Genomic DNA, 12,717 nt, shown 5'->3' with positions numbered 1-12,717 from the left:
CCATCCAAATCCATATTCAATACTATCTAAATATTTAAGGGGAATTGTTAAATAATATTAAATAATTCCCCACATGTTGTATAATTCAAAAAAGTTATCGACATTTACTTACCAATCAAATAAAATCAATAACATGAAAAATCTAAAGAAAATCAAAAGAGGAGAATTGAAAAAAGTCAAAGGGGGAAGACCACCGCTTGGGTGCAACAACTGGGATCCGGCAGCGATGTGCTGCAGAGCATGGGCACCTGACTACTGTGGGCAAACTACATGTCCGGATTCACCTCCACCATTATGCTAATTAACTTTTTCAGTTATATTTTGAACCAAAGCAGCTCATTTCTGAGTTCTAAAACGGATTCAAAATTATTGACAAATAAAGCTCCAGTGCCTAAACCTTGAGGCATTGGATTTTTTTTGGTAAAAGTATACTGAGCAATGGCATTCAATCCAATATTACTTTCTAATGCTGAAGTAATCCACCAGCTTATATTCTGATTTTCTGCAAGGGAAATCCATTCATCAGAACCTGAAAAACCTCCTACTAATGCAGGTTTCAAGATAATATATTGCGGCTTGATTGTTTCCAAAAGCTGTTTCTTCTTTTCAGGATCTATCATTCCAATCAGTTCTTCATCCAATGCAATCGGAGTAGGTGTTTTTTCACATAACTCAGCCATTTCATCCCAATTTCCGGCCTTGATAGGCTGCTCAATGGAATGGATATGAAGATCAGCAAGCTGCTGTAAAACCATCACCGCCTCGTTTTTACTGAAACCTCCATTGGCATCCACACGCAGTTCCAACTGATCTTTGGAAAACTTTTCTCTTAATTTCTGAAGAATAATATGCTCAGATTTCCAATCCACACCTATTTTTAATTTGATACAGTGAAAGCCTTTTTCCAGTTTTTCCTGAATCTGTTCTTCCATATACGTTGCGTCGCCCATCCATATCAGACCGTTGATGGTAATGGCAGACTTTCCTTCAGTAAATTCACTTGGAAAATATAGGCTGCCTCCATATTTTAGATTCTGAATGGCCTGTTCATATCCAAACCAGATTGAAGGAAACTCTTTCAGTTCCTGCTTCAAAAAAACGCTGTCCTGATTAATATTTTCACAAAGCCACTTCAGTTTTTCTTCATAATCAGGTCTGTCATCAAAACTCAGCCCTCTGAAAACAGCACATTCCCCTACTCCTTTTCTTCCCTCTTTGGAAATTGTCAGAATGAAGGTCTCTTTATCAAGCAAAACGCCGCGAGATGTTCCACTCGGGCGCTTAAATTGTAATAAATATTGTACGTAAGTTGCTTCCATTATTTTACGCTGTCGATACGCATAAACTCTTCTGCTTTTTCCACCATGTCGATACTTCCACAGAAGAAAGGAATTCTCTGGTGAAGTTCTGTAGGTTCTATCTCCAAAATTCTTCTGAATCCGTCAGTTGCTTTTCCTCCGGCCTGCTCTGCAAGGAATGCCATTGGGTTACATTCGTATAACAACCTTAGTTTACCATTCGGAGCCTGTGAATAAGAAGGATAAATATAAATTCCCCCTTTCAGCATATTCCTGTGGAAATCCGCTACTAAAGAACCGATATATCTTGAAGTATATGGGCGGTCACCTTCTTCCATCTGGCAGTATTTAAGGTAGTTTTTTACACCCTGAGGAAATTTGATATAGTTACCTTCGTTAATAGAATAGATTTTACCCGTTTTTGGGAAAGTCATGTTAGGATGAGAAAGATAATATGTTCCTAAAGAAGGATCTAATGTAAATCCGTTTACTCCGTTACCTGTTGTATAAACAATCATGGTAGATGAACCGTAAATAACATATCCCGCAGCAATCTGGTTGATACCTTTCTGTAAAAAGTCTTCCAGCTGTACCGGAGTTCCCGGTTCTGTAACTCTTCTGTAGATGGAGAAAATAGTTCCTACAGAAACATTTACGTCAATATTGGAAGATCCGTCCAAAGGATCAATCAGTACAACATATTTACTTAAATGTCCGTTTTCACCGCATTTGATATCAATAAAATCATCATTTTCTTCAGAAGCAATACCACAAACAACCTCTCTCTGAGACAAAGCCGTAATAAAAATTTCGTTAGCAATTACATCAAGTTTCTGCTGTTCTTCCCCCTGGATGTTCTGGTTTCCTGCAGCTCCTGTTATATCTACAATTCCGGCCTTATTTACTTCTCTGTTTACCACTTTCGAAGCCAATCTTATTGCACTTAGAAGACGAGAAAATTCACCTGTAGAATACTGAAAATCGTCCTGTTTATCTATAAGAAATTCTCCTAAAGTCTGTAATGGTTGATTTGACATATTTTTCTTTTTACGTTTTGCCCAAATTTCGGAAAATTTATCGCATTGAGAAAATTAAATTAAAAAAGAGATTAGTTACTGTATTTCAGAAAGATACAAACAAAACATAACATTACCCAACCCATTTATTGAAAATTATGCCTCCGAATTTGCTGTTTCATGCTTATAAAAATTTGAGATTATTTCATGAATTGTTGATTTTAAGGAAATCTTAATTCTATCTCCGCATAAGGCTATTTCATATCTCGTTGTAAATTTATAATTTTGACGTCCGTAAAAAACTCATGTAATTTTTTATCTAACAATTTTATTTTTAACAATTTAATGAAAATTTTCAAGTTTGGTGGAGCATCGGTAAAAGATGCTGACAGTGTAAAAAACGTGTCCATGGTTCTAAAAAGCCAGGGATTTGCCAAATGCTTGCTGGTGATTTCAGCAATGGGTAAAACGACAAATGAGTTGGAAAAAGTTGTAGAACTTTATTTCAAAAAAGATAATTATCAAACTGAGATTGAAAAGATAAAACGAAAGCACATTGAGATTGCGGAAGGACTTTTCCCTGAAAATCATGCGGTTTTTGCGGAAATCAATCTTTTCTTTGATGATATTGATTCTTTTTTACGAAGAAATAAATCTCCCAACTACAACTTCGTATACGATCAGGTGGTAAGCTGTGGAGAAATGATCTCTACTAAAATCGTGAGTGAATACCTGAATGAGATCCAATTTACAAATCAGTGGCTGGATGCCAGGGATTATATAAAAACGGATAATTCATACCGGGAAGGTACGGTAGACTGGACAAGAACGGAAGAATTTATTTCCCATCTTAATCCTGAAATCTGCTATGTAACTCAGGGATTCATCGGTTCTGACGACAACAATTTTACGGTAACATTAGGAAGAGAGGGCTCCGACTACTCCGCCGCCATTTTTGCTTACTGCTTAAATGCTGAAGCAATGACGATATGGAAAGATGTTCCGGGAGTAATGACCGGAGATCCGAGAAAGTTCAGTGATGTAACCCTTCTTTCCAATATTTCTTATGAGGAAGCTATAGAAATGGCTTATTATGGTGCCAGTGTAATTCACCCTAAAACATTACAGCCGTTACAGCAAAAAAACATTCCTTTTTATGTAAAATCTTTTGTAGAGCCTACCAAAGAAGGAACAAAAGTGGGTGCTTCTGATAAAAATCAACAGGAAGAATCTTATATTCTGAAAGAAAATCAGGATCTTTTGAAAATCTCTACAAGAGATTTCTCTTTCATTGCAGAAGATCACATGAGCCTTATTTTTGGATATTTATCCAAATACAAAATTAAAGTTTCCCTTATGCAGAATTCTGCTATCTCTCTGGCACTGTGCCTTGAGGATAAATTTAATCATATTGATGAGCTCAATGAAGAGCTTCAAAAAATTTTTAAAACCGAAGCAATTAAAAATGTATCTTTATTCACAGTAAGAAATGCGAAGAAGGATCACATTGATAAATTTTACCATGAAAAAAATGTATTATTGGAACAAATCTCCAAGAATACTCTTCAAATGGTAACACAATAATATTAATTGCGACTAAACACACATGAGTTTAATTTCGAAAAACGATCTGATCAAAGCTTCCGGCTTAAATAAAATTGGGTTTCTCAAGAACCCGGTAGCATCTGCTGTGATGAGCATTGCTAAAATAAACGAAGTAAATAAATTATACGATAAATTAAAAGACAAGGAAGGCAAAGACTTTTTCGACTCATTTGTGAGAGAAAGAAACCTAAGCTATGTAGCTTTTGAAGAGGATCTGGCAAAGATTCCGAAAACGGGACCGTTTATTCTCGTTTCCAATCACCCGCTGGGTGCTATTGACGGTATTCTGATGTGCAAGATCCTGACAGAGGTTCGTCCGGATTTCAAGGTAATGGGGAATTTCCTTTTGGAAAAGATCAAACCTATGGAGCCGTATGTAATCGCTGTAAATCCTTTTGAAAACAGAAAAGAAGCTTACAGCAGCTCTTCGGGAATGCGTGAAACCCTCAAGCATTTACAAAACGGAGGCTGTGTAGGTATTTTTCCGGCAGGAGAAGTTTCCAACAAAAACAATCCTTACGGAGAGATTTTAGATAAAGATTGGGAAAAGACGGCACTTAAGCTTATCAGAATGGCTAAAGTGCCGGTAGTTCCTATGTATTTCCATGCCAAGAACAGCAGACTTTTTTATCAGGTAGCCAAGCTTCACCCGAATTTACAAACTCTTATGCTTCCTGCAGAAATGATGAATGACAGGGAAAAACCTATCAGAATCAGAATCGGACGTCCTATTACCGTAAAGGCAATGGACGACATGGAAACGATTGAGGAATTGGGAGAGTTTCTGAAACGTAAGGTGTATATGATGAAATCTTACTATGAAAAAAGAAAATCCCTTGCTCAAAGCATTAACCTTCAGAATTTATCTGTCAAATTTCCTTTACTCAAGGAGGAAAATATTGTTCAGAATATCATTGATGAAACACCTCTGGAAGACATTATCAAAGATGTTGATAAACTGAGAGGAACTGAAAAAATGCTTTTCAGTAACGGAAATTATGAGATTTACTTTACGACTTACGAGGAAATCCCATCTATTATGAGGGAAATCGGACGTCAGAGAGAGCTCACCTTCCGTGCGGTAGGTGAAGGAAGTAATCTTCCATTTGACCTTGATGAGTATGACAAACATTACCACCATCTTTTTCTATGGGATAACGGTGAGAAAAAACTGGCCGGAGCTTACAGAATGGCATTGGGTAGAGAGGTAATGAAGAAATACGGCATCAAAGGGTTCTATACAAGCTCTTTATTTGAGTTTGAGCAGGACATCCATCCTTTTTTCAAAAAGGTGATTGAAATGGGCCGCGCCTATATCTGCCAGGAATATCAGCAGAAGCCACTTCCTCTTTTCCTTTTATGGAGAGGAATAGTGCATGTATGTCTGAGAAATCCGGATCATAAATTCCTTATGGGTGGTGTGAGTATCTCGAACAAGTTCTCTGAGTTCTCAAAATCGCTGATGATTGAGTTTATGCGTTCCAATTATTTTGATTCTGCAGTAGCTCAGTATATCACTCCAAGGAATGAATATAAAGTAAAGCTTCGTGACAGAGATAAAAACATTTTCTTTGAGGAAATGGAGTCTGATTTGAATAAGCTGGACAAGATTATTGATGATCTTGAACCTGAATTGAGACTTCCTGTTCTGATCAAAAAATACATTAAACAAAATGCTAAAGTAATTGCTTTCAACGTAGATCCAAACTTCAACGATGCGATCGATGGATTGATGTATATCCGAATCAGTGATCTTCCGGAAAACACGATTAAACCGGTATTGGAAGAGATGAGTGAACAGATCAGAAAAGAGCAGGAAAATAATCCGGCTGATAATCAGTAAGTTTTTAACTTTATTTAAAAAAAGTACGATGAATACTTGCTTTGTATACTAAAACTTACTACTTTTGCATCACTTTAAAACAACAAAGTAAGTCAAACAAAAATATAATGGTTTCTTAGCTCAGTTGGTAGAGCAATGGATTGAAAATCCATGTGTCCCTGGTTCGATTCCTGGAGAAACCACTTTAAAACCTCTGATTAGTCAGAGGTTTTTTTGTTTTTATGGAGTAATGATCAAGCACAATTATTAGGGCTATACAAAAAGTTTAGTTAATCTGTCCGATATATTCTGCCAACAGCTGTAGGTAGACAAATTCCCACACAAAATATGGGAATTTCCATCTGTACCTTCCAAAGTATTTATCAAAATTCGATTTCAATACCTGCATTTTTGTGATAAAATTCTTTCTTTTAAAGGACATGAACTGTTTTTAGAACTTCCATCTTACAAAAGCTTCCATGGCAGCATAGGTAGCAAGTCCCATTTTATGGTAGGTCTCTGCCGTTTCTCTGTTTCTTTCTTCTGCTCTCTGCCAGAATTCTCTCGTATCTGTCCCTTGAAATACTACTCCATCTTTTTGAGATTGATGTTTGAAAATCCCATAGCGTTTTTCCAAAATTTGATCCGGACTTAATGGTACTGCCATTTCTATTTCTTCTATAGACCATTCTTTCCATGCTCCTCTGTATAGCCATAACCAACAATCTTTCATGTATTCCTTGGATTTTAAATTTTTAACAGATTCAAAAACAGCATCCAGACACACTTTATGTGTTCCATGAGGATCTGCTAAATCACCTGCCGCATATATCTGATGTGGTTTTACGCTATCTATAATATCTGTTACAATTTCTATATCCTCTGTACTCAATGGTTTTTTTTCTATTCTGCCTGTTTCATAGAATGGCATTTCCAAAAAATGAATCTGGGTGTCTGGTATTCCCACGTAATAACAAGTAGATCTTGCTTCCCCTTTTCTTATTAAGCCTTTTATATGTCTTACTTCAGGAATATCTATATCACTGTTTCTCTTATTTTGCAAAAATTTGATGGCTTTGTCAAAAATCTTTTGCGCTGCATTATTTTCGATGCCAAACATTTCATTGTAATCACACACAAAATTGGCAAACCGCAATGCTTCAGAATCTGCTACGGCTATGTTACCGGAAGTTTGATAAGCTACATGAACTTCATGCCCCTGTTGGTGCAGCCGTATGAAAGTTCCGCCCATACTGATAATATCGTCATCCGGATGCGGACTGAATATCAGGATTCTTTTCTTGGCGGGGGCTTTCCTTTCTGGCCTGTTACTGTCATCTGCTCCCGGCTTACCTCCCGGCCAACCCGTTATGGTGTGTTGTAATTTATTGAAAATCTCGATATTGATATTATAAGCAGGACCTTTGTCTGCTAACAAATCGCTCATTCCGTTTTCTATATAGTCAGAATCGGTAAGCTTTAATATAGGTTTCTCTATTTTTTGGGCTAATCCCAAAACTGCTTTTCGGGTTAATGCATCAGTCCATTCTATTTTTTCTACCAGCCATGGCGTATTAATTCGGGTAAGTTTATGAGCTGCTGCCTGATCCAATACAAAAGTTGCGTTTTTATGTTCCTGCAAATAAGAAGCCGGCACCAGGTTGGTAACAGGACCTTCTACAGACTCTTTGATGATATTTGATTTAGATTCACCCCACGCTAATAGTATTACTCTTTTCGCCTCCATTATTTTCTTCACTCCCAATGTAATAGCTGTTCTGGGGGTATTTGACAGCCCCAAAAACTCATTGCTTGCTGCTACTCTTGTGATATGATCTAAAGCTACAAGACGGGTTTTGGAATTTTGTAGGGAGCCCGATTCATTAAACCCGATATGACCATTACCGCCAATACCTAGAATCTGCAAATCTATCCCACCTAAGGCTTCTATTTTAAGTTCGTACTCTGTACAGTAATCTGCTATTTCCTCTTTAGATAATGTTCCGTCAGGAATGTGATAGTTTTCAGGAAGAATATCTACTTTATCAAACAACAGTTCTTTCATAAAACGAACATAACTATGTACGGAATCCGGTTCCATAGGATAATATTCGTCAAGGTTGAAAGCAATTACGTTTTTGAAACTCAATGCTTCTTCTCTGTGCATGCGTACCAATTCAGCGTATAAGCTCTTGGGTGAGGAGCCGGTAGCCAAACCTAAAATGCAGGGTTGTTTTTGAGACTGCTTTACACGGATAAGGTCTGAAACCTCTTTTGCTACGGATTTTGAAGCTGAAAGTGAATCCGTGAAAATAACCGTTTCTATCTTTTCAAATCTTTTTTCAAATCCTGTAGAAGAATCTATTGTGCTTTTTAACATAGTAATTTGGTTTTGGAAAGTGATAAAATTAAATTATATATAGAACTTGTATTTCTAATTTCAATAAAAAAACAAATAAAAGAGATACTTCATATATACATCATATCATTATATAATTAATTATCAATACTTTAAAGTTAAAAAGATAAAGTCTATTTGTGGCGTTCGGAAGATTGGCAATATCTATTTATATGGAGTTCAACTGTATTCTCAAACTGTTTCCGGTAGAAATCATAGGTACATTCAAAGCAAAAATGTTCGGGAAGTTCACAAAATGATTAAAATTTCAGTTTAGTAATCAACTCCATTATTACGATACATAACAAACTCTTTATCACATTTATCCAAAAAGCTAACGTATAAAAAATGTGATTGAGAATCTGAGTCAATGATTCTTCCAAAAATATTTTTGATTTTTTTATTAAAATCTTCAGTACCAAGAGTATTATACCCATTTGAATTTAATAGTTCATGAGCTACTATTGCTGTTGCTTCCAATTCTTTAGTCTCAAATTGAATTTTTGGTAGTCCTGCACCAATAGTGTAGGTTGATCCCTGTTTAAGTTTTTTTTAAGACATTTTCGACGATACTATCACTCTTATATTTTGTACCAATAATAGAATGGATATCTTTTTTTTCTTGCCCGTTATTATTACCACTAACGAATAGTAGAGATACCATCAAAACATTTAGTATTTTCATCGTATAAATTTGTGTTTCACAATTAAAAAGAAGCACACCCATTTCTGACTGTGCTTGATATATTATTTTTTAGGATGTTGTTTTCGCCATTCTGTAATATTCATAGGTCGGTTATCCGGGCCGCAAGTACTATTGTACTCACATTCTTCGACAAAATATTCATCATAGTCTGCATTATCCCACCATTCTTTAAATTTTGGAAGGTTGAAATAATTATTTTTCTGTAGAATATCTACTTCTTCCTGATCTAAAAAGAATCTTAACCTTCCCATCATCTTAGAGTTATCTCCATATCCAGAAACAAATCTTTTGTCATACTTATATTGTTCAGCAAAATAAACAATATTCGCTAGTATTTTAACTTTATCTTCCTTTGAAACACCCGTTTCTTTGTTATTAAAATCAGCAAAATATTCAATATATCCTTTGATATAATCAAGTAAAAATCTATTTTCATTTGACATATCGTTTGTTATATCCGGAGTATAAATCTCTTGTAAAATTTTAAAAGTATTAGCATGTATTTTTACTGTTTCATCACATTGCTTTACCCAAAACAAATTCCCATAATCAGACGGATCTTTTTTATCAAACTTTGTTCTTTCAATAACCCACTTCAATAAATCCATATCCTGAGTGTAGCCAAAAGTTTTTACTAAAGCCTCCATAAAATATGAATCATTAAGAGTAAGCCATTTATAACAAGCTTTATTATCATTGAACAGATAGAGGTTGCGGGCAAGAATTGTTTTAATATTTCTTTCACGAATCTCTTTTAAATCTGTAAAATCTTTCCAGTAATATATTTTCACCTCTACTGCATGATTATTATTCTCAGCATCTTTTTCAAACTGAAATAATTCAGGATTTTTAGTATAATCCATTATTTCAGGAATACTGTATAAATCTGAAATGAAAGATCCATTCTTAAAAATATAAGTACTATATGGATTTACATCGATACTGTTTGAATTTTTATACAATTTCAGGTCCTTCGAACATTTATCTTCAAAATTGATATGTAAATACTTTGACTCTGATTTAGGATCAATTACTCTTTTGAAGATCATATTAATTTTAGTAATGAATTCTTCTGCACTTGGTTTTTTATATCCATTATCATCTAATTCTTTTGCTATAACAGATTCTGTAGCTTGTAAATCTTTCAATGCAAAGTTATAGGTTGGATAATCCGTCTCACTTTTCTCTCCACTTACACCAGCTGCCAATTGTGATTTCAGAACGGATAAAAATGAGATATCGGGATTTACAGCTGTATTTTGGGAGTGAAAATTATTTAACAACAATACCGCCAGGAAAAATAAAATTCTTTTTATCATCGTTGTGTTTTTAATAAAAGCACAGCTTTTAAACTGTGCTCTCAATATTTATTTCTTAGGATGTTGTTTTCTCCATTCTGCATAATCCATAGGTTGGTATCCCGAACCGCAACTTCCTTCATATTCGCACTCACCTACATAATAAGCATCATAATCCGCACTATCCCACAATTCTTTAAATTTTGGAAGACTGAAAAAATTATTTTCTTTTATAACCTTAAAATCATCATCATTCAAAAAATAACGAAGTCTAGCCATCATCTTATTATCATCATTAAATTTTTTATCATAATTATATTGTTCAGCAAAATATGCCAAGTTTGCCATTAGTTTTAATTTTTCGTTTCTTGTAAGGTCAGTGGATTTATCACGTCCTAAAAATTCTAAATAGCTTTTGATATTATCAATAATAAATCTATTTTCAGATGGGTCATTTGGTATATGGAGTTTTTGAAGAAGCTTGAATGTATCTGCATGCAGTTTGAATTTTCCATTACACACTTTAACCCAAAAGAGCTTACCAAAATTCCGGGGATCCTTTTCATCAAATTTCGTTCTTTCAATAACCCATTTTAATAAATCAGGATCTTTTGTGTATCCGAAAGTTTTAACTAAACTTTCCATGAAACTTTGATCATTTAAAATAAGCCATTTGAATTGTGGCTTACTATCATTAAAAAGGTACATATTACGTGCAATAATATATCGTGGAACTTTAATTTTAAAAGAATTATCACCATTAATATTTATTAATTCCTTTAATAAAAGTATTGGAAAAATAAACTGATTATTAGTATTGATAAAAGTATTCTGAGTAGTTGAATAAAGTTCATACTTACTTTGTTCAAGTGTCCCAGGATTACCATCAAGGTGATTACCAAATACTGTTATGTACCCATTCGTTTGATCAATACTCACGCATTTATTAGAACTATGACTGATTGAAAAAATAGTTTCAATCTTATTGTTGAAGGATTCAGCTTTTGGTTCAATATAACCATTACTGATCAGATCATCATAGATAATAGAAGAAGCTAATTTTAGATCTTCTACATTCAAATTATAAGAATCATCATATTCCACTTCATCAGACTCAATTTTCTCTTGTAGTTTAATATGTTTTTTAATGTTTTCAACTAAATTTTGTGAGTTTGTATATTGCTTATTTATAGTATTCATGCTGTTATCTTGTCCCATACTATTACAAGCAATGAGTAGTAGAATAATTGTGAAAATATTTGAAGTTTGCATCACTAATTGTGTCTAAAAATTAAAAGAAGCATATTTAATTATGAATTTAATCCGGAGCGCCTACACTATCAAATCCTTCTGCATAACTAATTACTTCTTTTAAATTTGGAAGATTATAATAATTATTTTTCTGCATTTCTCCTTTCAACTTAGGCCATTTAATCTCACTTCTTGAATCATCTTCAAAATATGCTCCTAAAATATTCCATCTAAGATCCCAACCATCCTGATTCCTATGATTTTTTTTGAACAGGAAATCATAAGTATTTGCAAGATAAGCTACCATTTTAATTTTTTCATTCTCTGAATAATTATTGTATTCATCTGTTTGTAATAATTTGGAAACAAACTCCATTAATCCATATAAATCTTTAGGATTAGAGCTCTTTTGATAAGTATCAGTCAAACTCTGCAATATCCCATCCCGTATTTCTAATTCTTTATTACAATTTTTGGCAAATATAAGTTCACCTATTTTATATTGATCTTTAGATTGAATATATTCATTAATAAGCATTTCATTAAATTTAGGTTCTTTATCATAACCGAAATTTTTAACCAATAATTTTATAAAGTTTTTATCATGAGTTACTAACCAAATGATATATGTTTTGTTATCATTGAACAAGTACATATTTCTGGCAATAATTCTTTGATTATTTACTTTTCTTTGCTCTTTTAGATTTACCACATCTTTCCAGTGTGGAATTTCAACGTCGACTTGTGAGCTTGATTTTCTAATAATTTTACTAGATTCGATATCACTTAATGTGGGATATTCTTTTTGATAATCAATAATTTCAGGTAAATAGTAAAAGTCGGTGAAAAGTTTTCTTTTTTTGTCAATATATCCTCCTTCATAATCAACACTATTATTACTATAAGTTACAAAACTTCTGTCACATTTATCAAAATAGTTTACGTATAAGAATGGATTACTTGAATTAATACCTATTATTCTTCCAAAAACAGTTTTAATCTTATCAATAAATTCGTTATTAGATATTTCCTTAAATCCATTTGAAAATAATATTTTTTGTACAGTTTCAGCTGATGCATCTAGTTCTTCAATATCAAATGGTATTTTAACTAGTTCAGCTCCTGCTTCATCAATTGATTGACTTGCCCCCTCCTGCAACTGCTTCTTGAGAACTTTTGGTATTATAGTATCATCATTCATACTTATTATTGCTTTTTGATTATTTTCTGAACTGGACTTTTTTTCCTGGCAGCTTAAACTGCTCATTATTAATAAGGAATATATTGTTAGTCTAATTTTACTTTTTATATTCATAGAAATTA

The 12,717-nt window shown here is 33.8% G+C and carries 11 protein-coding genes and 1 tRNA gene; 4 read left to right on the top strand and 8 right to left on the bottom strand.

The window, feature by feature from the left end:
• Positions 1-133 precede the first annotated feature (133 nt).
• Positions 134-301 carry a bacteriocin-like protein gene (locus ACLI50_RS12660; protein WP_171006348.1) on the top strand — a complete coding sequence of 56 codons (168 nt, stop codon included), beginning with the start codon at positions 134-136 and terminating at the stop codon, positions 299-301.
• A 13-nt stretch (positions 302-314) separates the two neighbouring features.
• Here the strand turns inward: ACLI50_RS12660 and menC are convergent, their stop codons facing one another.
• Entirely contained in the window at positions 315-1,319 is a 1,005-nt protein-coding gene (menC, locus tag ACLI50_RS12655) for an o-succinylbenzoate synthase (protein ID WP_343640189.1), read from the bottom strand.
• On the bottom strand, positions 1,319-2,335 hold the full coding sequence (gene fbp / locus ACLI50_RS12650; RefSeq protein ID WP_110010152.1) for a class 1 fructose-bisphosphatase: 1,017 nt from the start codon (positions 2,333-2,335) through the stop codon (positions 1,319-1,321). The genes menC and fbp overlap by 1 nt, the downstream gene beginning before the upstream one ends.
• A 324-nt stretch (positions 2,336-2,659) precedes the next feature.
• On the opposite strand from fbp, the gene ACLI50_RS12645 reads away from it, so the two are divergent.
• The 3 genes from ACLI50_RS12645 to ACLI50_RS12635 all read left to right on the top strand — a co-directional run bounded on the left by ACLI50_RS12645 (position 2,660) and on the right by ACLI50_RS12635 (position 5,944).
• Positions 2,660-3,898: an aspartate kinase gene (locus ACLI50_RS12645; protein WP_202838923.1), complete on the top strand. Its 1,239-nt coding sequence runs from the start codon at positions 2,660-2,662 to the stop codon at positions 3,896-3,898.
• Positions 3,899-3,920: 22 nt separating this feature from the next.
• Positions 3,921-5,762: a bifunctional lysophospholipid acyltransferase family protein/GNAT family N-acetyltransferase gene (locus tag ACLI50_RS12640; protein WP_411413923.1), complete on the top strand. Its 1,842-nt coding sequence runs from the start codon at positions 3,921-3,923 to the stop codon at positions 5,760-5,762.
• A 109-nt stretch (positions 5,763-5,871) separates the two neighbouring features.
• Positions 5,872-5,944 (top strand) — tRNA-Phe (locus ACLI50_RS12635).
• A gap of 83 nt (positions 5,945-6,027) precedes the next feature.
• On the opposite strand, the gene ACLI50_RS12630 is transcribed toward ACLI50_RS12635, so the two are convergent.
• The 6 genes from ACLI50_RS12630 to ACLI50_RS12605 form a co-directional block, all read right to left on the bottom strand.
• Positions 6,028-6,183: a hypothetical protein gene (locus ACLI50_RS12630; RefSeq protein ID WP_411413922.1), complete on the bottom strand. Its 156-nt coding sequence runs from the start codon at positions 6,181-6,183 to the stop codon at positions 6,028-6,030.
• Positions 6,184-6,192: 9 nt separating this feature from the next.
• Positions 6,193-8,121 (bottom strand): glucosamine-6-phosphate deaminase, encoded by a 1,929-nt coding sequence (gene nagB / locus ACLI50_RS12625; RefSeq protein ID WP_411413921.1) that lies wholly within the window; start codon positions 8,119-8,121, stop codon positions 6,193-6,195.
• 291 nt (positions 8,122-8,412) lie between these two features.
• Positions 8,413-8,619, bottom strand: coding sequence for a hypothetical protein (locus ACLI50_RS12620; RefSeq protein ID WP_202838919.1), 207 nt, complete (start codon positions 8,617-8,619; stop codon positions 8,413-8,415).
• 267 nt (positions 8,620-8,886) lie between these two features.
• The gene (locus tag ACLI50_RS12615) at positions 8,887-10,164 is read right to left on the bottom strand and encodes a hypothetical protein (protein WP_238349594.1); all 1,278 of its coding nucleotides are present in this window, start codon (positions 10,162-10,164) and stop codon (positions 8,887-8,889) included.
• Between the two features lie 48 nt (positions 10,165-10,212).
• Positions 10,213-11,415 (bottom strand): hypothetical protein, encoded by a 1,203-nt coding sequence (locus tag ACLI50_RS12610; protein ID WP_411413920.1) that lies wholly within the window; start codon positions 11,413-11,415, stop codon positions 10,213-10,215.
• Positions 11,416-11,461: 46 nt separating this feature from the next.
• Positions 11,462-12,709 (bottom strand): hypothetical protein, encoded by a 1,248-nt coding sequence (locus ACLI50_RS12605; RefSeq protein WP_411413919.1) that lies wholly within the window; start codon positions 12,707-12,709, stop codon positions 11,462-11,464.
• Between the last annotated feature and the right edge of the window lie 8 nt (positions 12,710-12,717).

It is taken from the genome of Chryseobacterium cupriresistens, from assembly GCF_046614675.1.
Lineage (GTDB): Bacteria > Bacteroidota > Bacteroidia > Flavobacteriales > Weeksellaceae > Chryseobacterium > Chryseobacterium cupriresistens.
This window is presented reverse-complemented; position numbering and strand designations above follow the sequence as displayed.